This window comes from Nostoc sp. DedQUE02 (genome assembly GCF_034531035.1).
Taxonomy (GTDB): Bacteria; Cyanobacteriota; Cyanobacteriia; order Cyanobacteriales; family Nostocaceae; genus Nostoc.
This window is the reverse complement of the sequence record NZ_JAVRBY020000012.1, coordinates 53,736-74,967: the sequence shown is the minus strand read 5'-3', so window position 1 is coordinate 74,967 and position 21,232 is coordinate 53,736. Positions and strand designations below refer to the sequence as shown.

The 21,232-nt window shown below is 40.6% G+C and carries 16 protein-coding genes and 1 pseudogene; 10 read left to right on the top strand and 7 right to left on the bottom strand.

Features of this window, described 5'->3' with window-relative positions:
- Positions 1-66: 66 nt before the first annotated feature.
- The 3 genes from RMX98_RS12920 to RMX98_RS12910 all read left to right on the top strand — a co-directional run bounded on the left by RMX98_RS12920 (position 67) and on the right by RMX98_RS12910 (position 1,733).
- Positions 67-396: a hypothetical protein gene (locus RMX98_RS12920; RefSeq protein ID WP_322677207.1), complete on the top strand. Its 330-nt coding sequence runs from the start codon at positions 67-69 to the stop codon at positions 394-396.
- 8 nt (positions 397-404) lie between these two features.
- Complete coding sequence (locus RMX98_RS12915) at positions 405-797, top strand: HNH endonuclease signature motif containing protein (protein ID WP_322677208.1); 393 nt, start codon at positions 405-407, stop codon at positions 795-797.
- 99 nt (positions 798-896) lie between these two features.
- Positions 897-1,733, top strand: a complete 837-nt coding sequence (locus RMX98_RS12910; RefSeq protein WP_322671168.1) for a carbohydrate ABC transporter permease — start codon at positions 897-899, stop codon at positions 1,731-1,733.
- A gap of 31 nt (positions 1,734-1,764) precedes the next feature.
- On the opposite strand, the gene RMX98_RS12905 is transcribed toward RMX98_RS12910, so the two are convergent.
- Positions 1,765-2,418: a sugar transferase gene (locus RMX98_RS12905; protein WP_322677209.1), complete on the bottom strand. Its 654-nt coding sequence runs from the start codon at positions 2,416-2,418 to the stop codon at positions 1,765-1,767.
- A 348-nt stretch (positions 2,419-2,766) separates the two neighbouring features.
- Positions 2,767-6,741 (bottom strand): hypothetical protein, encoded by a 3,975-nt coding sequence (locus tag RMX98_RS12900; protein ID WP_322677210.1) that lies wholly within the window; start codon positions 6,739-6,741, stop codon positions 2,767-2,769.
- A 553-nt stretch (positions 6,742-7,294) separates the two neighbouring features.
- Here RMX98_RS12900 and RMX98_RS12895 point away from each other — a divergent pair.
- Genes RMX98_RS12895 through cobT form a run of 3 tightly spaced genes read left to right on the top strand, consistent with a single transcriptional unit; the run spans position 7,295 to position 9,982 of the window.
- Positions 7,295-7,996, top strand: coding sequence for a Crp/Fnr family transcriptional regulator (locus RMX98_RS12895; protein ID WP_322677211.1), 702 nt, complete (start codon positions 7,295-7,297; stop codon positions 7,994-7,996).
- Between the two features lie 13 nt (positions 7,997-8,009).
- A complete protein-coding gene (locus RMX98_RS12890) occupies positions 8,010-8,750 on the top strand; it encodes a DUF2232 domain-containing protein (RefSeq protein ID WP_322677212.1) in 741 nt (246 codons plus the stop codon).
- Positions 8,751-8,806: 56 nt separating this feature from the next.
- Positions 8,807-9,982: a nicotinate mononucleotide-dependent phosphoribosyltransferase CobT gene (gene cobT / locus RMX98_RS12885; protein ID WP_322677213.1), complete on the top strand. Its 1,176-nt coding sequence runs from the start codon at positions 8,807-8,809 to the stop codon at positions 9,980-9,982.
- Between the two features lie 409 nt (positions 9,983-10,391).
- On the opposite strand, the gene RMX98_RS12880 is transcribed toward cobT, so the two are convergent.
- Positions 10,392-10,763, bottom strand: coding sequence for a hypothetical protein (locus RMX98_RS12880; RefSeq protein WP_322677214.1), 372 nt, complete (start codon positions 10,761-10,763; stop codon positions 10,392-10,394).
- Between the two features lie 356 nt (positions 10,764-11,119).
- On the opposite strand from RMX98_RS12880, the gene RMX98_RS12875 reads away from it, so the two are divergent.
- A complete protein-coding gene (locus RMX98_RS12875; RefSeq protein ID WP_322677215.1) occupies positions 11,120-12,298 on the top strand; it encodes an extracellular solute-binding protein in 1,179 nt (392 codons plus the stop codon).
- 109 nt (positions 12,299-12,407) lie between these two features.
- On the opposite strand, the gene RMX98_RS12870 is transcribed toward RMX98_RS12875, so the two are convergent.
- Both RMX98_RS12870 and RMX98_RS12865 read right to left on the bottom strand, forming a co-directional pair.
- Positions 12,408-12,956 carry a hypothetical protein gene (locus tag RMX98_RS12870; protein WP_322677216.1) on the bottom strand — a complete coding sequence of 183 codons (549 nt, stop codon included), beginning with the start codon at positions 12,954-12,956 and terminating at the stop codon, positions 12,408-12,410.
- Between the two features lie 49 nt (positions 12,957-13,005).
- Positions 13,006-13,782 carry a class I SAM-dependent methyltransferase gene (locus tag RMX98_RS12865; RefSeq protein WP_322677217.1) on the bottom strand — a complete coding sequence of 259 codons (777 nt, stop codon included), beginning with the start codon at positions 13,780-13,782 and terminating at the stop codon, positions 13,006-13,008.
- Between the two features lie 134 nt (positions 13,783-13,916).
- On the opposite strand from RMX98_RS12865, the gene RMX98_RS12860 reads away from it, so the two are divergent.
- Positions 13,917-14,804, top strand: a complete 888-nt coding sequence (locus RMX98_RS12860) for a LysR family transcriptional regulator (protein ID WP_322677218.1) — start codon at positions 13,917-13,919, stop codon at positions 14,802-14,804.
- Between the two features lie 19 nt (positions 14,805-14,823).
- Here RMX98_RS12860 and RMX98_RS12855 read toward each other — a convergent pair whose 3' ends face one another.
- Positions 14,824-17,430, bottom strand: a complete 2,607-nt coding sequence (locus tag RMX98_RS12855) for a U32 family peptidase (RefSeq protein ID WP_322677219.1) — start codon at positions 17,428-17,430, stop codon at positions 14,824-14,826.
- Positions 17,431-17,712: 282 nt separating this feature from the next.
- Between RMX98_RS12855 and RMX98_RS12850 the strand changes: the two genes are divergently transcribed.
- On the top strand, positions 17,713-18,645 hold the full coding sequence (locus RMX98_RS12850; protein ID WP_322677220.1) for a glycosyltransferase family 2 protein: 933 nt from the start codon (positions 17,713-17,715) through the stop codon (positions 18,643-18,645).
- A 230-nt stretch (positions 18,646-18,875) separates the two neighbouring features.
- Here the strand turns inward: RMX98_RS12850 and RMX98_RS12845 are convergent, their stop codons facing one another.
- Positions 18,876-20,681: an RNA-directed DNA polymerase gene (locus tag RMX98_RS12845; protein WP_322677221.1), complete on the bottom strand. Its 1,806-nt coding sequence runs from the start codon at positions 20,679-20,681 to the stop codon at positions 18,876-18,878.
- Positions 20,682-20,962: 281 nt separating this feature from the next.
- On the opposite strand from RMX98_RS12845, the pseudogene RMX98_RS12840 reads away from it, so the two are divergent.
- Positions 20,963-21,194 (top strand): annotated as a pseudogene (locus RMX98_RS12840) (type II toxin-antitoxin system HicB family antitoxin).
- Positions 21,195-21,232: the final 38 nt, after the last annotated feature.

The following is a 21,232-nucleotide window of genomic DNA, read 5'->3' as shown; positions in this document are numbered from 1 at the left end:
AATTTCTTTAAGCAGATTTTTAATGATAGGTTAAAATAAAATTTAAGCAAATTATTCAGTAAAGTCATGTCTGACTCAGTTCAGTATGTCACTAACGCAGAGGGGAAAAAAATTGGAGTGCTGTTAGATTTAGAAACTTATGAACAGTTAACTAACTTATCTGTAGATTCGGAATTATTGATTGGTTTAAATGTAGATGAGTTGCAAGCTTTGGCAGAAAGTTATTTATCTCCCAAAGCTCAGATACAGTTACAGGAATTATTAGTTAAAAATACTGACAATGATTTGTCAGATGAAGAAACTGAAACCTTAGACAGATTATTGGCACAGGTTGACCAATTAAATATTCTTAAAACTAGAGCTAGATATACCTTAAATATTTTTCAAAATAAATAGCAACTAGCGTGAGTGTTTACATTCCTGTTGAATTAAAAAAGGAAATTCGTAATTATTTTGCTGATTGTTGTACTTACTGTCGCACTGCTGAAGCTTTAACAGTCACTACCTTTGAATTTGAGCATATCATTCCTTTGTCTGCTGGAGGGAAAACTGTATTTGAAAATCTATGCTTGGCTTGTCCATCTTGTAATCGTTATAAAGCAACTCGCCAAACAGCAATTGACCCTAATACTCAGAATGAGGTTAAATTATTTAATCCACAACAGCAACTGTGGGCAGACCATTTTACTTGGAGTGAAGATGCTACAGAAATTGTAGGACTTACAAAAAGTGGGAGAGCAACAATTTATACTTTAAAAATGAATCGTCCGCAATTAAATCGTGTGCGGAAAATGTGAGTGAAAATGGGTGAGCATCCACGAAATATTTGAGCAAGTTGTAGTGTTATTAAGAAAGTTGTAATAAATATTTAGAGAACTGGGAAAGTTATTAATCAAATGCTGAACTGGAAAAAATCACGATCGCAAAATCTGTTAATGTATGCGCTGTTGGGAGCGATCGCACTGTTGATGCTCTTTCCTTTACTATGGCTAATTAGTACATCATTGAAATCGCCAACGGAAAATATTTTTCAGTCGCCGCCACAGTTGCTACCCAGTCAACCGACACTAAATAACTTCTCTAGTGTGTGGAACTCTTTACCTTTTGGACAATACCTGTATAACAGTACCTTGGTATCAGTGCTGACTGTGGGCTTAAATCTGCTGTTTTGCGCTTTAGCTGCCTATCCATTGGCAAGATTATCGTTTGTCGGGCGAGACTGGATTTTTGTGGCGATCGTCTCTACGATTATGATTCCCTTCCAAATCGTGATGATTCCTCTCTATATTTTGACAGTGCAGATGGGTTTGAGAAATACTTATTTAGGGATGATTTTTCCGAGTTTAGCTTCTGCCTTTGGCATTTTTCTGTTGCGTCAAGCTTTTATGAGTGTGCCCAAAGAAATAGAAGAAGCCGCCCGGATGGATGGCAGTTCAGAGTTAGGATTATGGTGGCATATTATGTTACCCGCAGTTCGCCCAGCACTGGTAACTTTAGCTATTTTTGTATTCATTGGTGCTTGGAGTGACTTTTTGTGGCCTTTAATTGTCATCCAAGACGAAAATTTATATACTCTTCCCTTGGGAGTCGCCAAGCTAGCAGGTACATTTTCCCTTGACTGGCGGTTAGTAGCGGCTGGCTCAGTGATTGCGATCGCCCCAGTATTATTACTATTTCTATTTTTACAACGTTACATTGTACCTACAGAAACAGGTAGCGGCGTTAAGGGATAAAAATCTCTTTCCCAATGCCCAATGCCCCAATTCAATAAGCACCAGTTTTTTTAAATACCACCCAGATAGTTTTAATAATTAGACTCAGGTCATAAGTTACAGACCATTTACTTTGATAATCCATATCCATCTTGACAATGGTTTCAAAGTCTGTAATACTAGACCTTCCATTAGCCTGCCATTCTCCGGTAATCCCTGGTTTGACTCGCAATCTATCCCAGTGGTGTGGATCGTAATGGCTGACCTCATCAAGAGTAGGTGGACGAGTACCAACTAAACTCATATCCCCTAACAAAACATTCCAAAATTGGGGTAATTCGTCCAAGCTAGTACGCCGCAAAAATTTCCCTACGGGAGTAATGCGAGGATCGTCAACAGATTTAAAGATGTGACCTTTAGCTTGGTTTTCAACCAAATGCTTGAGTTTATCAGCATCGACAATCATGGAACGGAATTTCCAGATGCGAAAAGTTTTTCCGTTCAAACCGCAGCGAATTTGGGAATAAAATATTGGGCTTGGCTCATGAATAAAGGTAGCAATTGCTACAGGAATTGCTACCATAAATGTAATTATCAGCCCCACAATGGCTCCAACAATGTCAATCAGTCGTTTTCTCGCACTTAAAGTTGACGGGTGTGAAGGCTGTTGCGAACAATTAATTGAATAAAGATAAAGATTATTCACAAGGGCTAACTTCTTTTATAACAGGAATTTTTGCATTAGTAGCTTAGACATAGAGATGATTTTTAGCCGAGTTTTCCTAATTTTGTCACTACTACCGAGTGTTACTATACACAGAATTTCTACAAGAGAAAAACTGAAAACTCAAGTTTTACAGAATCTTTCAATTAAAGTGATGGATTGTAAATCTATAGTGTTTTTCTCTATCTAATAAAAAACATACTACTATCCTACACATTCCAAAAATTACTGCCCTGAAGTACTGATAGTACTTTGCAAAATTCCAAATGCTTATACGTAAGCATTTGGAATTTTGAGCAGTATCCTTATTTCTAGGGTAATGTACTAGTCTCAACGATCAACCTCTAAGGCGAAATTCACCGTATATGGTTCTTCCAGTGATTGCTGATTACTAGCCTTGATCGCATCTAGATAGCGACGCAAAGACAACAGTTGTTGGGAATTGGGACGGTAAGTGAGACTTCCTTGTTTTTCAAAAAGTGGTGCTGTGGCGATCGCCTGATAGTCAGGATTTTCTTGCGAACTCTGGGTAAGCCAGGCTGAATCTGTAACTGAAGGGATCAAACCCGAAGGTAGTTCACCCTCCAAAAAAGCCAGCAGTCTTTGCTGACAAGTGCGAGTATTGATGCCACGACCCTCAAATAACTGGATAACTTCACCGAAAGATAAGGGACGGTCTGGTAGCAGTCGCAGCAATTCTGTAAATAGGAAATAATCAGTGTATTGTTGTCTGGGTATATCTAAAATCTGGGGATGCAGAGGCAGCATCGCCAAACCATAAGCAACCCGACTGCAATTAGGAGCGCCGTTTTCGCCGAGATATAAATCTTGAATAATCTTAGCGCTGGGGAGTTTTTGGCGTAACCAGCGATTCACCGTCCCGACACAAGCGACTCCACCAGTCAGGATAGCTTGATTAATGGCTTCTGTAGGGATGCCACGAGCTACTAATAACTTGTTGAGTTCTCGGTTCAGGCGGCGCACAAAGGGGATAAATACCTGGCTTTCTAAGTCTCGTCGTTGCAAAATCCATCGCTGATCGGCTAATTCCAGAGTAAAAGAGTCTTGGTGTTGCAAAATCAGCTTTAGAGCTAATGCTGCATCTAATACCGCCTGTCCCAGTAGAGAACTTTCTAGACGCTGCTGGAGGCGAATTCGAGCAGTGATATCTGGTTCTCCGACTCTGGGTAGCTCTAATTCTTCCAATCCTAAACTCTGCCAACGCATTTGGTCTAAACCGGGAATTGACGGTTGCCATTGCCAAGGATTGCTGCTGATAGTTTTGCGTTGGCGTAGCCCGCCGCAGGCATCGCTTGCTGTTTCTGAGCGTGATTGGCGAGATTTCGGAGGCAATAGCAGCTGGCAAATAATATCTTGTTCAATTCCCTTGCCAGCATAACCAAAACTGTGGAGCATGAAATCATTGTATGTCAATTGCACCAAGCTTTCTGGTACATTCACCAGCAACATTTCTGTAGCAGTTGTCCCAATGTTAATCACAAGGGTATTGCCAACAATGGAATGTTCGCTGGTTTTTGCCGGATGATCGCCTTGACGAGCGCTCAATTTTACTTGCTCACCGTTAGCAGCATCGAGTTCCGGGAGTAGACTAGCGATCGCTTCTTCAACAAAAAAGACTTGCTGCGGATGTTGGATGAGTTTGCTAGTCAGTAAAGCTTCCCGCACGTTAAAGCGATACTGTTCCGACCAGCTAGATGGACAGGTACAAATCACACCAGCAATATTATTGATAATCTTGGGAAAATTTTGTTCGCTGATGCCAACAGCAGCTGCCATTAAACTGGGGGTGGTAGAAGTTTTTTCAGATTTGAGAGTCAATAGTAACTTAGAGAGCGATCGCACAACCCAAATCAAAGGCCCTGCCGAAAATTCATTTAATTGCAAAACAGGTTCCCATTTTTGTCGTTCACTCTTGTAGGGGATGGCTACTTGTAAATAAGGTTTCAACTGCGCCGAGTAGAGATTATTTGTCGTCGGATCTGCCGTTGATCTTGGTGTTGTAGCAGTGGTGGCCGAGTGATCAGTCCCTTTTTCTTGAGCAACAGCCGCAGGTGCTGTTTGCTCATGTACTTCGATACTTTCGTTTTCTCCGTGGGGTATAGAAGCTGTAGGTAGATAAACCTCTGTTGGTAAACGAAATGATTGCTGGAAAGAACTTGCTCCTGGTGGATTTTCTGCTGACCAGTAGATAGGATGTACAACAAAAGTCGAGCGATTTAATAATGCGGCAGAAATTCCTGTTGTACCTAAATCAATTCCTAAATACCAAACTGATTCTATAACATTGGGCGAAACTTCTGGATTATTTATGGAGTTGGAAATTCCAGGTAAAGAACTTTCTTGAACAGGAGTTGTAACTTCCTTTTGTTTATCAGTTTCTACTTGGGTAACGTTCAAACTGGAGACAGCAGCAGTTGAAGTATTCTCTGTTAATTGGAGATTTTCAGGGGGAGTTGTGGGGATTGTGTCTTGAGTTTTATCATCAATTAGTTCCGAGAAAATATCCACGTTGATAGCTGGTTGCGACTCAGAATTTAGCTGCCGATCAAAATTAGCCAAATCCCGATCTAATTGCTGCAACTGTTCTTCATCTAAGGAAATATCAGGTACAGATGGAGCCTCGTTTGACTCAATAGAAAGCAAGTTTTCTTGTGGTGAAGCAGCAATGTAGTTATCTGAAGACGCTTCTTGCCGATCATCATTAATTAATACTTCCGATGTAGCGATACTTTCAGGAGGTTTTGCCAAGGTAATTTCTGCTACTTCTGGAGTAAGTGCTGTAGTTATGGCATCCTCCACAGAGGATGATACTTCCAGCCGTTGCTCCTCACTACCTGTATCAGGCAATAGGTCAGTTAGGGTATTAATTGTATCAACACTAGCTGGCTGAGTGCCGATTTGTACCGGAAAACTCTCTGTTTGGGGGGTATGGAAGCTAAAAGGTGAGTCTAGATCGGTTTCCTCTTCAAAAAATAGTTCTTCCTGTGGCTCTGGTGAATCTGTGGTTTCTTCTAAAGTCTCTTGGATTGAAAGATCCGTATCTACGATTGGGGTGACAGGTGGGGCCTCAGCAATATTTAACGATGAAGGAGAGGCTGTGGATAAGTCATTTGTGGCAACATCAAGGCTTGGATTATTAACATCACCAGCACCAAACAAACTAGCGTAAAGTTGGTCTACTTCATCACCAATTAACGCAGAAATATCTTGCGGTAATTCGGTCAGGGTTTCAGAAGATTCAGACGAGTCTAAACCAAGCTGCAACATTGCTGCATCTAAATCCTCTGTGAGGGTAGTCTCCTGTTGCTCAGAATTAATAGTGAGTGGAGATGAAGTTTCTGGCTGTATAAGTTCTAAAGGTTGGGGTGCAACGTCAGCAGCGATCTCGCCTGGTTCAGCCAATGATGGTAGTATCTCAGATTCTACCTCCAGCAAAGATGGCTGGGAACTAGAGGATTCTTGCTGCAAATGCTGGGTCAAATTATTCAGAAAGCTGGCCATCAGCTGTTCGCCTTGCATCCCCTTGCTATGCATTCTTGCCAGTGCTTGCGACAAGGATTCGTAATAAGTATTAATGTTACGCTGTAGTGCATCAAAGACTACATTCACCGTCCCATCTAGTGATAATAGGCGTTGATCCAACTCCCTGGCCAACTGTGTTAACTGCTCCACACGCTCAGGAGATTCTAATAAAGGTTGAGTTGCAGAGTTCGTGTGATTAATTCCTCCTGAAGAACTGGCGGAATTTTCTCCCGTCTGTCCAATCAGTGGCGTTAAAGTTGGCACTAGGCGACTCATGAGTACCTGTAAAAATTCGGTAATCATTTGCTCCTGGTTTGTCAACTGCTGCGCTAGGGAGTAGTTTTGCAAACGCTTTTGTTCTAGCTGGCGAATTTCCTGTATGAGAGTGGCTCGCTCTTGCAAGAGCAATTCTAATTCCGATCGCAACGGCTGAATCAATCTCGACAATTCATTTTTTAATTGTCCTGCGCCAATAGTATTCTCTTCCTGACTGGTTTCGAGGGGCGGTAGTGGATACTGGTTACGATCAATAAATTTTGTTAACACAGGCGATGGCGGTTCTTCAGAAGGCTGATTTGGGACGCCGCTCTCGAATGTTTCTTTTTCTTGTAATTTCACCAAGAAGTCGCGAATTCGTTCTAAAACTTCTTTAGGCTCTTGCGCTTGACCAGACAGAAATCTAGACAGGCGCTTGCCACCACTGGCAAGTAAATTGTCAATGTCTGCGATCAGCTTTTGAATTTCATCTGTACTGGAAGTCACTTTTATTACCTTACTTAAAAAACTATGTCAACTAATGTGACAATTACTTTACAATCACCTTACCCCTATGGGGATCTTGCGACGCGCAGCGTCGACATAGGAGAAGTTTTGAGCGGCAAAATCCGCTTTGGACTTGTGACTGTCATTATGTTATGGATTACTGTGAGTCGTGGCAATCTTCAGTCAGGGTTTGTGTGAGAAGCTTAGTTTTCCAGGTCATTGTTTGCCTATTTTTGAAAATCGCTAAAATACCTGAGCAATAATTTACTCCCTTTAGTATCATTGATGTTGTTTGCCTATATTCTTAACTAATCAAGTTTGCAGTGCAGCTAGCCCCTAAGCAATACTTCCGTTGGCTATAAACTACTTTTTGCAAAACTTTTACCCTGTTTAAACTTATAGGTAAGGATTATTTAGAAAAACGTTATTGTCGCTTTTTTATGTAGCATAGTTTGGTTTTCTTTTTGAAAGGGAGCTGTGCAATGATAGCTTAGGCTAAAAATGGCGCTTTTGTTTGTTGTGTGTACATAGCAGCTTGAATAAAGATGTCGTAATGGAAGACCGATATAGCTTGCAAGCACAGGCTAATTCCTGGATGATCACCTCCGCTCCCTTTTTTCAAGGGTTGCCAGAAACTGCTGTGGAATCAGCCCTCATCCATCTTGTCACCCGCACTCACCCAGCCAATCAAGTAATTCTGCTAGAAAATGACTGGGGCGGCTCTGTGTATTTTATTATGGATGGATGGGTAAAAATTCGCACCTACAATCTGGAAGGAAAAGAGGTAACGCTGAATATTCTTGGCAAAGGAGAATTGTTTGGTGAAATGGCGGCCCTAGATGAAGTACCTCGCTCCACGGACGTTATTACCTTGGCCCCGACGGTAATTGGTAGTATGCCTGCTCAGGATTTTGTCAAGTTACTTCAGATAGAACCCTTAGCGGGAGTTCGATTGGCGCAACTCATGGCACGACGTTTGCGGCAAGTAAATCGCCGATTGCGGTTGCGGGAATCTGATAGCCAGTCACGGGTGGCAGATACGTTGTTATTTTTGGCAGAAGGACAGGGAAAAAAAGGGCAAACAGGAACCGAAATCCCCAATTTACCTCATCGGGAATTGAGTAGTTTGAGCGGACTGGCGCGGGAAACAGTTACACGAGTGTTGACAAGACTAGAAAAAAAAGGCTTGATTAAACGGGATCAAGATACTATTTGTATTCCCGATTTGTCAGCTTTAGAAAGAATGATCGTTTAAGAACTGGTCAAATATGAGTATTTTAGATTCTCTGCCAGATGAACCAGAGGTTGATCCATCCCCTGAATCTCCAACTCCTCAGAATCATTGGTTAAATAAAGAACAGCAGTTAACACCTCCTAAACTCAAGGCTGATACACCCTTGAGGATGGTGGAAACAGCATTTTTAGCCAGTACCGCTAGCTTAATTTGGTTTATTAATTTTTACTTTCCCTTGGGCCCAGTTTTGCGGATATTTTTTCCGGTGCCGATCGCGCTGGTTTATCTGCGTTGGGGCAAACGTGCGGCATGGATGGCAGCACTTACCTCTGGGTTACTGCTGACGGTGCTGATGGGGCCAGCCCGCAGTTTGCTGTTTATCATGCCCTACGGGTTCATGGGCGTGCTGTTGGGAGCGACGTGGTATCGTCGTCGTGTTCCCTGGATTGTTTCTATCACTTTGGGTACGCTGTTGGGTACTTTGGGAGTATTTTTTAGGCTGTGGTTGCTGTCTGTGTTGTCAGGTGAAGACCTGTGGATTTATCTGATTACCCAAGTGACTGAATTCATTGAGTGGATATTTTTGAAGCTGAGTTTTTTGGTGAGTCCCAGTGTGTTTTTGATTCAAGTGGGAGCGATCGCTCTAATTATACTCAACAACCTGATCTACCTTTTTGTGGTACACCTAGCAGCATGGTTGCTTTTTGACCGCCTGGGCAACCCCATTCCCCGCCCACCACACTGGGTGCAAGTCCTAATGGATTATGAAGGATAGTTATTAGTCATTTGTCATTGGTTAAATGATCAGTCCTAACTAATAACCAATACCCCATGCCCAATTCCCAAATTAGTATTTATACCCAAAAAGAACAAGGTGAAGAATGGCTGCGAAGGTATCGTGGTTGTCTACCCACATTTGCCTGTGTTTTAGGATTTACTGAAACTGGTTTAATTCCAGGGATTTCGGCAGCTGGTCGCACTCCAGAGGATCGAAAATATACTGCTTGTGCCGATGCCGAGTTTTTGTATTACGGCCCAGAACATAAAGCCCAATATCCCCTACCGCCATTAGCGGCTGGGGCTTCACCTGTACTGATTTCTCGCGCTGTTTTTGAGTCGCTAAACATACCAGTTCATTTATTTAATGCTGGTTTACCCCAGCCTCCTGCTGTGCCAGTAATTGATTTGGGTGGCGCTTCTGCTAAATGTTTAAGTGGAGGTGCTGCTATGGAAATCACAACGGTACACCACTTGTTTGAACAAGGGCTACTTTGGGGAGAACGCCTTGCTGCCAATATCCAACAGGGGTATCTGATTATCGGTGAGTGCGTCGTCGGAGGTACTACAACTGCCTTGGCAATCTTAACTGGTTTAGGTATAGATGCTGCCGGAAAAGTTAACAGTAGCCACCCTGTTTGTAACCACACGCAAAAGTGGGCACTAGTGCAAACAGGACTGGAGAAGATGATGGGAAGTAAAGTGCAGGATGAGATATTGCAATCTCAAATCCCAAATTCTGTAGATCCTCTAGAACTCGTCGCTGCTGTGGGCGATCCCATGCAAGTGGTGGTAGCTGGTATGGCGATCGCTGCTAGCCGTAGTTGTGGTGTAATGCTGGCTGGTGGGACGCAAATGCTGGCGGTTTATGCGCTCATTAGTGCGATCGCTCAAGCTTACGCTTTATCATGGCAACCAGAAGCAGTAGTTATAGGCACAACCCGATGGGTGGCAGAAGACCCTACTGGCGCTACAGTTGACTTAGCCCTCAACTTAGGAAAAAGCAGCTTAATTCAAAGTGGAGGAACCCCTCCCCTATTAACAACTCATCTGAGCTTTGCTAATTCTCGTTATCCCCAACTGAAAGCTTATGAACAGGGTTTTGTCAAAGAAGGTATGGGTGCTGGAGCCGCTTGCATAGCCGCCCATCTTAGCCAAGATTGGCAGCAACACCAGCTTTTGGCAGCCATTGAAGCTCAACTGGAACGGCTAAGTACAGCATTTAATTAATTTGTAGCGAATTAAATTTAGCAGAATTCTCCGCTTCTGTGCGCTTTGTTAAAAACTTCCAAGATTGTCATCAACTGCTAACAATAAATTAATTAGGTGTTAATGATAAAAACGCAGATTAATCAGAAAATCTTGGTTTTTGAACTATACAATGCCCTAATTACATCAGTCTTAGGGTTGTTTTTTGTTTAATAGTGAGGAATACACTAATAGCTTACAGGTAAATATATCACACTATTACGTAAATATATGTAATAGTGTGTTTAACTTTTTTATCAATTTTGGTGGCTTGATTAGTTGCTTATATTTAATACCTTCCCACCAAGCTATCACTCGAAATTGAACCTAAAGGCTTGTCTTCCCTACCTCAATCCATTTTTTAATTAGTTGAACGAACTCAAAGTTAAATTTAGTGAATTCTCTCTCTAAGTAATTGTTCTTCTAAAGCAGCAATGCGATTGTACGCTGCTGTTAATTGTGCTGTCAGTCGTTGTATTTGAATTTCTGGTGTTATATTATCTCCACTTTGACGATGCATATCTAGATAAACGCCATCTGTTAATACATCTTTGTGTTCCATTTCTGGATTTAAACTGATACGTCCTTTGAACTGGTAGCCTCCAGCCGTACCATTTCCCTGATGATTATCCTTTGCTTGTGTATTCGCTAAAGAACACTCTGAGAAAGCTTGAGCGACTTTTCCATCAAGCTGCTCAATTACTTGACACAGGTCATCCAGTTTTTGGCTTAAAGTCAGAATCTGTTGCTGTAATAGCTCCATTTAATACCTTTATCCGTAGATTTTCTTTATGTTATTCAATTTACTCCCAACCTTAACGATACTTATGGATTATTTAAGTATTGATAATTTTTGATGGAAATATGACATTTAAATCATTACTTCTAAATATAAGTAAAGTTTCACCATCAGTACCAATAAAGAAAATTATCGAGAAAAATTAATCTTTAGGTCGTGATATGACAAAAAAATCGCTAATTTGAGTCAAATATTCTAATTTATCGGTATTATCAATAGAAAATACCGAAAATTCTCCAACTCCACTTTTTCAGCTAGTCAGCCACTGGTAAATCTCTGCTTAATATTAGGTATAATCAAAAATCTTAAATCCAAAATCAATGGATCGACGGTCTTTTTTGCTAGGTACAAGCACATTGGCACTTTCACAACTGCTTTTTGGCTGTGGTGGAAACAAGCGGACGCAACTAAAAGTACAGTTATTAAAAGGTTCTATACCTGGTCAGGTGGTGAATCAGTTCCACAAAGGTTTGCAGCCACAGGTGGAGTTAAAGTTTGCTCCAGTTGAGCAGATACAGGATTTATTTCAGCAATTACAAAATTGGCAGCAGAAACCAAAAGCTACTGATGAGCAAGGATGGAGTCGCTTTATACCCTTTAGGCAAGGTAAAAAAGCAGCTGAGGCAGATTTAGTGACATTGGGAGATTACTGGCTAAAAGCGGCTATTGAGCAAAAATTGATTCAACCACTCCAAGAAGTACAGGGAAACCAATTAAAACAGTGGTCTGCTTTAGATGAAAGGTGGAAACAACTAGTAACGCGCAACGACCAAGGTAATTTGGATACTCAAGGGAAAGTGTGGGGTGCGCCTTACAGGTGGGGTAGCACGGTGATTGTTTATAACCGTGACAAGTTGCGAAAATTGGGATGGATGCCCACAGATTGGAGTGATTTGTGGCGAGATGGATTACAACAGCGCATTTCCCTACTCAATCAACCACGAGAAGTTATTGGTTTGGTCTTAAAGAAGCTGGGAAAATCTTATAATACAGACAATCTTGACCAAGTACCAGACTTGGAAAAAGAATTACAGACATTAAATCAACAGGTGAAGTTTTACAGTTCCAATCACTATTTGGAACCTCTAATTATGGAAGACACTTGGCTAGCGGTTGGTTGGTCAAGCGATGTACTGCCCATTTTGGGACGTTATCCGCAACTTGCCGCAGTTATACCCCAGTCAGGAACAGCAATTTGGGCAGACTTATGGGTACGTCCCGCAGGGATTACTAGAGATAGTTTATCAGATCAATGGATTGATTTTTGTTGGCAACCAAGCACAGCTAAACAAATTTCGGTGCTGACTAAAACTAATTCACCAATTCCTACAAATATTGCCGCTTCCGATATTCAAGAACCATTATGGAGTTTGTTAGAGAGCGATGTCTACGACGGGCTACGCCTACACAAAGTTTTCGATAAAAGTGAATTTTTACTTCCTTTACCTCCATCAGCAATAAAACAATACGAGTCTTTATTCGCCAAAATTAAGGTTTAATTGGGAATTGGGAATTGGGCATGGGGCATTGGGCATTGATTTCCCATTTCCCTCATCTCCTCCAATTCCTAACTCCTGGAAAGACTTGGGTTAATCGCGTCTCTATTTACTAGAGTAAACGTTGTAAACCTATCTTGTTCTTAACAGTTGTTTGGATACTGCATAAAGCTGGACTTATACTAAAGTTGCAAGTGTAGGTTGCCAAGGGTTCTTTTTGATAATTAAATACCCGGACGTTGTAACCAAAGTTCCGTGCAGCGCTACCCAAGCGATTTACGAAGTCGTAGCGCTCTACATACTCTAGTAAGCTCCAAATTTGCTGATTCACGATCAAGTCTACTCGTGCAGGTTCTTTGTCAGAAGCTGGATATGCTATCCAATTATCTAACAGCTTTTTTTCAGAGTTTTGTTGTGCCCACCATAAACTGGGAACGGTTAATCGCGCTGGGTTTATGGTGTTAGCTGTGATTACATAGTCTTTTGGCTTGGTTAATAAGTCTAGTTCTAAAGGCGCACTAGAAGGCGAGGGTATTGGGGGCGTTTGCGCTAGTGAAGGCGGGACTAATAAAACTGTGAGGGCAATAGTTAGTAGTAATGAAAACGGTGTCTGGCGATGGCTGCGCCCGCCGCAGGTATCGCACAATTTGGGTATATGCATAAATAACTCGTAATTCGTAATTAAGTTATTAAGTCAAAATTCGCACATTTTAAACTTTAATGGCAACGATGCGAATTCTTCGATAATCTGCCGTCCAAGTTCCTTGTTGATACAGCGTCGGCTTGAGATATTCCTCTACGACGCGAATTACTTGTATTTGTTGCTCACTAGAAAGTCCTGCTAAAAAAGTGCCAGCGAACATCCCAATCCAGTTTGCCATACCTGCTTCTCCCTCTGCTAAAGGAGTTGGACGAGCAAAAAGTATGGCATAAATAACATCAAAGCCTTGCTGTTCTAATAGGGTGGCGTATTCAGCAATACTAGGGAAATACCAGGGATTTAGAGCTTGTGCGGGGATATTAATTGTTTCTAAGGCGCTTTCTAAAGCTGTGGCGATCGCCTTTATATTTCCCTTACCACCAAATTCTGCCACAAAACGCCCTCCGGGTTTTAGAGATTGATGGATGGCAGCGATCGCACTATCTGCTTCTTTCACCCAATGTAATACAGCGTTGGAAAATACAGCATCCAATGGCTTATCTACTTTAAAGTTACTAGCATCAGCAACATCAAAGCGAATATGGGGATAGTTTTGTCTTGCCTTCTCAATCATCGCGGATGCACGATCAACTCCTATTACTTCAGCACCAGCTTGGGCAATTTTTTCTGTGAGTTGTCCAGTACCACAGCCAAGATCCAAAATGGATTCTCTTGGCTGAGGGTTGAGGAATTTTAGCAAGTCCTCACCATACTGCCAGACAAAGGCGTGTTTATCTTGGTAAAGAGCAGCATCCCAAGAATTTTTAGGTATTGAAAGATTATTCATAAGTAGTGAAATTACAGTGTGTTGATTTGCCGATTCATCACCGCCTAATTATCACAGTAGAAAAGATTTTTAATTATGTCCAATATATATTTTCACCTTAACTAATATTTTAAAGATATGAGTTTAGGTAACAGATGGAACTACGACACTTGCGCTACTTTGTCACCTTGGCAGAAGAATTGCACTTTGGACGGGCGGCAGAACGATTACACATTGCCCAACCTCCCCTAAGTCAACAAATTCGGCAGCTAGAGGGGGAATTAGGTTTTGAACTGTTTTACCGCACGAAACGAAAAGTACAGTTAACAGAAGCGGGGCAAGTGTTTCTGGATGAAGTGCAGCAAATTATGAGGCAGTTACAACAGGCAATCCAAGTCGGGCGGCAAACTAGTCGCGGCGAAGTTGGAGAGTTGGTGGTCGGCTTTGTCAGTTCTGCGGCGTATAATATTTTGCCTATTATTTTGCGAATTTTTCGTAGTTGCGTTCCTGGTGTGAGCATCGAGTTGCATGAACTAACTACAGATCAGCAGTTAGAGTGGTTACGAGAAGGTCGAATGGATGTGGGATTATTGCGTCCACCTATTGAAGAAAATAGATTTAGCTGCGAAACAATTTTTCAAGAGTCGCTGATGGTGGCACTACCTGAAGCACATTTGCTAGCAAGTCAATCTAATGTGTGTTTGACATCCCTTGCCAATGAACCGTTTATTTTATTTCCCAGGATATTAGCACCAGGACTTTACGACTTAATTATTAGTCTCTGCCAACAAGCAGGCTTTAGTCCCAAGGTTGCCCAAGAAGCTATCCAGATGCAAACGATTGTCAGCCTAGTAGCAGCCGAGATGGGTGTGGCGATCGTCCCAGCATCTTTGCAAAATTTGCAACGGATTGGGGTAGTTTATAAGACTTTAGAAGAACCTACCCCAAAAGTGGGTATTGCAATGATTTGGCGAAAAAACGAGACATCGCCAACTGTGTTGAGGTTGGTAGAAATAGTTAAACAAGCTGCCCAGCAATGGTGAATAGGGCAGCTTGCAATTATTATCGCAATGCAGACACTCCCATAGGGCCACGAGTTACGCCCAATTGATTTTGCAGTTTCAACTCGCGCCAGAGTTGGGAACCTGTAATCTCACCTTGCAGTAGTTGAGTGTAGCAATGTATTGTTTTACCCACTTCTTCTGGTGTTTCATTGACAAACTCAATACGAAACTGACGTAATCCCAGTTCTATGAGGCGCTGCACGTACTCGGCTCCGGTTTGAGCAGTGCCATTAAATACAGTATTACGACAACCTACATCGGCTTTGAGGACATGTTCGCTACCAACGCGATCGCGCAGTTTCACTTCCTGCTTTTCACAAGGTCGTCCACAGTTAGTGTAGTCTGTACCTGTCGATAGAAAGGCACAAAATACACAATGCTCCATGTGAAACATCGGTATATGTTGATGGATTGTCACCTCAAACCACTGGGGTGGGCAACTGGTAAGCAGGTCTTGCAGTTGAGTAATATTCAGGTCGTAGGATGCTGTCAGCCGTTCTAAACCAAAGCGTTGCTGAAAGTAGTCTGCTGTTAAGGGATTAGCAACGTTGAGCGAAAAATCTCCAATACAACGGTCTTGAGCAAAGAATTGTAATTGGTCATAGTTGCGTATTAAATAGCCATCTGCTTCTGAAGCACGTACCTGCTGCAAAATCCAATTTTCCCCCGGTTTGGTAATTCGCGGAGGTGCAACCCAAATTGTGGGAAATGGGGATTGTTGCCTTTGTTTATGTACTAGCTGCACGGCTTCTCGGTAGGCGCGGGGGTCTTCAAATTCACAGTATAAGGTTTCAATACCAGCTTTCAGGGCAGCTTCGAGTTGCTTGAGGTTTCGTACTAAGACGATGAGTGAAGGAGATGTAGCTTTAGCTTCGCGCAGGGTGGGAGATAAGGGAGATGAGGAGGGTAGTAGGTCTTGGAAAGAGACTTTAGAACGTAATTGCCAGCGTTTGGGTTGACTTCGCAATTCTTCCAACTGCACGACGATTTCCCGCCGCATCCGGTTCAATTCACTGACGGGTAGCATAATAGCACTGTTGAGGTGGTTGGTTAGCGTTCCCAAACAGAAAGGTGTGTTACCCAAACGACCGAATTGTTCTTGTAAACGGTCGGTATCTAAGGGTTTGGTGTGCGCCTCCACCAAGGAAATTGCAGACTCTACTTGGACAATATTACCGAGTCGATCGCGGGCGATCGCAATTAATGGCTGACCAACTTCTCCATAAATCTCCAAGTCAATCGGACGTTGAAATTGAGGATTTTCGCCTGCAAAACTTTGACGTAGTTGCTTATCGAGTTCTGGATCGCTGGTTTTCCAAATGCGATCGCCTATATGCACTCGGCGCAGGTTCAAGTCATTTCGCCCAAATGTCAACATAGCTTCTTTACCTTTGCACACCACAGCATAAACCCGGCCGCCTTCTTCCTTCGCCTCTGGATGACCACAGTCAAATACTATTCCATCCCCCGGTTTTACAGGTGCTTCCAGTTTGACTGTTACCTGTTCGTTGTGAATGCGGCTGACTTCACCCAAATAAACTCCACGTTTTTTACCAAAACGGGCGTGAACTAGTTCCTGATTATTAATCCCACCAAACCAACCTGTGTAGAGTCCGCGAGAAAATGCCATCTCTAAGTTGTAGTGTTCTTGATTTGATTGACCTCTCCCCCAACCCCTCTCCGAAACGGAGAGGGGAGCCTTCATTCCCCCAACGCTAGTAGGGAAGGGGGTTAGGAGGTTAGGTCTTTCTAATTCTGTCATCACCCCATCTAGGGCTTGCCGATAAACACGGGTGACATTAGCAACATACTCTGGGGCTTTCAAACGACCTTCAATCTTGAGACAAGTTACTCCTGATTTGACTAAATCTGGCAGAACATCTAACCCTGCTAAGTCTTGAGGACTAAGTAAATATTTGTGATCGCCTAAATTCACAACTTCGCCATCAGCGATTAAATCGTAGGGCATCCGGCAAGCTTGGGCACATTCACCTCGGTTGGCAGAACGTCCGCCTAAAGCCTCGCTAGTCAAACACTGACCGGAATACGCCACACACAAAGCACCGTGAACAAAAACCTCCAAGGGTAGCGAAGTTTCTGATTGGGCAATCTGCTGCTGTATTTTATTGATTTCCTGAAGAGAACATTCACGCGCCAGCACGACTAATTGACAGCCGAGGGATTTAGCAAATTCCACTCCAGCCGCACTGGTGATAGTCATTTGGGTGGAAGCATGGATGGGAAAATCTGGGGAGAGGTGACGAATCAGACGACAAATTCCGACATCTTGGACAATCACCGCATCCACACCTGCTGCAATAATTGTGCAGAGATATTGCTGCGCTTCTGCTAATTCTTTGGGAAATATTAGCGTATTGACGGTGACATAACCCTTTACGCCCCGACGGTGCAGGAATTTCATCAATTGGGGTAAGTCTGCCTCAGTAAAATTTTGTGCCCGCATTCTGGCGTTAAACCGATCCAAACCGAAGTAAATCGCATCTGCCCCATTTTCCACAGCAGCTTTAGCACAGTCCCAATTACCTGCTGGCGCGAGTAATTCAGGACGTTTAAGGGAGAGTTGGGAAGGGTTAAGTAGCACCATAATGATTTTATCTAAGTTGGTGAGGGATGGTTGGGAAGGGCTGCTAGGGGCGATCGCTATTTAAAATTAACAGAAGTTCGATAATTCCTGAGAACTGGTTTTAAGTAGTTTTACGATTAATGTTATATTTTATTTGTTATTTTTTATATATTTTAGTAAAAATACGGTAATAAGTATAGATTTAGCCAAATTATTATAGATTAAGTATTTCAGCAATTTTCTATTCCAAATTTTTAGAATTTTGAATTAAATACATTAGAAAATATATACAGATTAAAGTATATGGAACAACCACTTATATCTATTGTAATTGCAACATATAATAGAGCTTCTAGTTTACGTAGCTACAGTTTTCCAGCGATCGCGAAACTTGACTATCCAAACTATGAGGTAGTAATAGTTGATGATGCCTCAACAGACGATACACAAAGCTTTCTCAAGGCTGGTAACGAGAATATAAAAAACCTTCTTATTCTACGAAATAATCAGAATCAAGGAGCTTGCTTTTCTAGAAATCTCGGTGTTGCTCACACCAAAGGTGAGATTATTGTCCTAATGGACGACGACGTGAGTCCATTTCCTGATTGCTTTAATGAATTAATCAAAATTTACACAGAAGACCCAGATGTGATGACTATTTGGGGGTGTATTTACGAACAGGGTGGTTCTGCTAAAGGAACAATAACATTTGGCACTGGTAGCCTCTGGTCATTACGACGAGAAATCTTTAATCATTTTCGCTTCGATACAAATCTTCGATATTTTAGAAGCAGTGCTTGCGACGAACACGAGTTAGCACGACGAATACAAAAGCATGGTTTCAAAATTATTAAGGCTAAAACAGTCAAAGCAGAGCATTTCCAGGCTCCTGCTGAAAATAGAATCTGGAGAGGACTAGGTGGAGATTTGAATTACCTTTATGAAAAGTTGAAATATGGATCTATTCTCCAGTATTATGGCTTGTTAATTCTTGGGTTTCTATTGATAATAAAACGAGTAATTACAAAAGTAGAGTTGAATAAAAGTTGGGATAATCATCCTTACAATCAAGTTTTGCAAACACCGAATCGTCTATTTTTATTTATGAAAGAGCGACAATTTTCTCTAGCTGCAAAATGGTTATTTTATATTACGATAGATATTCCATTTCGAGCTAAAACGAAGGAAATTAACGAGTCATTTGCTAAAGCCTATAGCACTAAATGGCCTGCATAATATTCCCTGTCTTCTGCTCAGTTTATCGAGTTGATGGAATTTTAACAAGTCAAACAAAATATACCATTTAAACTTGGGCAAAAACAAGAGCGATCGCTTTTCATCAGATTTGGGGTTAAGTAGTACCATAGTGATTTTATCGAAGTTTATGGGGAGGGAGTGCGATCATAACTAATCATCCTTTATAAAATTAAAGATGATCAACTATCATTTAGTTATGAAGCATACAATTAATAAACGTATGTCTCAAGCCAATTTAAGTACCAAGGATCGTTGATATATTCAAAAACTTTTTTCTTTACAATTTCATCTGATTTTAAATGTTCTGAGGATAAACAAGCTAACAGGATTAAATATTTCGCAAGTGGATAAGGATTTTGTTTAGTTTTGGGGAATAGGTAAGCATTTAAATCAAAAGATAATTTTTCTTGCTTCCCAATATATCTGATATTGTTTGCTACTGAGCCTGAATCTTCTAGTCCTGAAGATGTTTCCTCGTCTAACATTTTTTGGCATAAATCATACCTATAAAAAATAATCCTTGGAATTACAGATATAATTTGTCTTCTCAAAAATGGATCATGTAGCCAAAGTGATTTATTACTTTGTATTAAAGATAGAATTTCTTGAGGTTTACCATACTTTGCCATAAACCATAATGTGCAATAGTAATCAAATGACTTTTTATTTTTCTTTAATATTGAGTAAATTTTGTCAATAATCTCTTTGCAATATTGATTATTTGGAATAGACCAATCAGTTATAAGTTTTACGATGTAGAATAGAGTTACATCATCATATACTTTTAAATTTTCTAATATTTCGATAACTACTACTGAAGTCTCATACGAAAAACCTAACAAAGATAAATAGTAAATTATGTTGCTTCTAATACTAGGATTTTTTAAAAATAATTCTCTTATATTATCTAATAATATATTAGATTTTAGTTTGCCTGCTATTGTGAAAAAACGTTTAGTAACTTTGTCCCAACTTTTTAAATTACTTAATTTTTGATGTTCTTTAAATTCTTCATAAAGTTGGCAAACTATTTCGTTATATTTATTTATGTCAGTTTCTTTTGTATTTATTGAATCCAAGAACTTATTTTCTTTAACTAAAAAATGTCTTTCAACTTCTTCAGGATTATATATATTGGTCTTTCCAAGATTTAAAGCTAATCCTCTACTTTTTAATACATCATTTATTACTCCTAATGTTTCGCAAGCTTCTTCAAAAGAGTTAACACCAAAGTTAATATCATCCATCCAGCGAACAAAATTACCATTTGTTCTAGATTGAATAACTTCATCAACCTCAAATAATAATGCATGAGCTAATAATCTTGCTGCTTCTAGATTGATAGTTGGTAATCCTTTTAATGATGATGGTAAATAGTCTGGATTCCATGAAAGTTGTTCAATTATAGTAAATAAAAGATCCAAAACAACTTCGGGTGTTTCAATTTGACTGGAAATTATATGACGTAGTTCTCTAAGTCCAATACTGTCATAATAGTTAGCAATGTCAGTAACTGCTAAAAAACTACAATTACTACCAAATTTCCAAATTTCTTTTTGAAATTTTTTCCACTGTATATGCCAGGGATAGTCCCGTAAATTTTTAAATTCGTGTGGTAATTTAAGAGTGTGTTTATCTCTAGAATAATAAGCTTGTTTACTAGGTTGAGAATTTAATAGCTTTTGTTGCAGGCTTTTTTCAACTATAGTCTGTAAAACAAGTGCATCAGATGGACACGGTAACATTATATGCCTACATACACCATACTTTTTTTCTAATTTATAAATGAGGGGAGATTTAGCACGATATTGGCCACTAAGAATTTGTTGCTGGATAAAGGCACTACGTTCCTTAATATTGATATTAAAGTCATAATAATCATGTAAATCACTAATGTCTTGCGAGCGTAATTGTTGACGAACTACATTACGCCAAACTTCTACTAAATTAGCTTCAGAAAAAATTTCTTGTAAATCTTTTACTCTCTGAAGATGAAATCTTTCTGTAGTTTTCATATTATTTACAGCAAGAAAGTTTTATAAGTTAATTAGATAAAAATCTTTACAAAGAGAGCTTTGCATAGCCTAGATTCAAGCAAAGGCATTATAATAGCAAAGCTTACTTATTGTCCTAAAGATATACTAGTAGCATAAATTACTTTAAATTATGATAATTTACTGCTGACTGGCTCACTCATCCTCATGTTTTCACGCTGAAGTAGTGCGCCCAAACTCAATTATGTCAGATTAACACCTGCTCAGTTTTATAAGCAACAATAATTACACGCAGAAGAAGAATGAATGATCGCTCTAGTATGGTAATTCAATGGTCAGATGAGGATAATTGCTACTTAGTACACTTACTGGAATTTCCTTAGCAGCAGTTCCACATTCATGGTAAGAGTTATGAAGAAGCCGATAAACATGGGCAAGAAGTAATTGAATCTCTGATTAGAATGGTATGAAGAGCAAGGAAAACCTTTGCCAGAGCCAATTACTTTTCCTCATAAACCGTTAAAAGTAGCTTAAATCTTTTGCACAGGTGGAGCGATCGCTACCCCGAAAAA

Coding starts and splice junctions, on each gene's coding strand:
- RMX98_RS12920 (WP_322677207.1), top strand. CDS start 67: ATGTCTGACTCAGTTCAGTATGTCACTAACGCAGAGGGGAAAAAAATT.
- RMX98_RS12910 (WP_322671168.1), top strand. CDS start 897: ATGCTGAACTGGAAAAAATCACGATCGCAAAATCTGTTAATGTATGCG.
- RMX98_RS12895 (WP_322677211.1), top strand. CDS start 7,295: ATGGAAGACCGATATAGCTTGCAAGCACAGGCTAATTCCTGGATGATC.
- RMX98_RS12890 (WP_322677212.1), top strand. CDS start 8,010: ATGAGTATTTTAGATTCTCTGCCAGATGAACCAGAGGTTGATCCATCC.
- cobT (WP_322677213.1), top strand. CDS start 8,807: ATGCCCAATTCCCAAATTAGTATTTATACCCAAAAAGAACAAGGTGAA.
- RMX98_RS12880 (WP_322677214.1), bottom strand. CDS start 10,763: ATGGAGCTATTACAGCAACAGATTCTGACTTTAAGCCAAAAACTGGAT.
- RMX98_RS12875 (WP_322677215.1), top strand. CDS start 11,120: ATGGATCGACGGTCTTTTTTGCTAGGTACAAGCACATTGGCACTTTCA.
- RMX98_RS12870 (WP_322677216.1), bottom strand. CDS start 12,956: ATGCATATACCCAAATTGTGCGATACCTGCGGCGGGCGCAGCCATCGC.
- RMX98_RS12865 (WP_322677217.1), bottom strand. CDS start 13,782: ATGAATAATCTTTCAATACCTAAAAATTCTTGGGATGCTGCTCTTTAC.
- RMX98_RS12860 (WP_322677218.1), top strand. CDS start 13,917: ATGGAACTACGACACTTGCGCTACTTTGTCACCTTGGCAGAAGAATTG.
- RMX98_RS12855 (WP_322677219.1), bottom strand. CDS start 17,430: ATGGTGCTACTTAACCCTTCCCAACTCTCCCTTAAACGTCCTGAATTA.
- RMX98_RS12850 (WP_322677220.1), top strand. CDS start 17,713: ATGGAACAACCACTTATATCTATTGTAATTGCAACATATAATAGAGCT.
- RMX98_RS12845 (WP_322677221.1), bottom strand. CDS start 20,681: ATGAAAACTACAGAAAGATTTCATCTTCAGAGAGTAAAAGATTTACAA.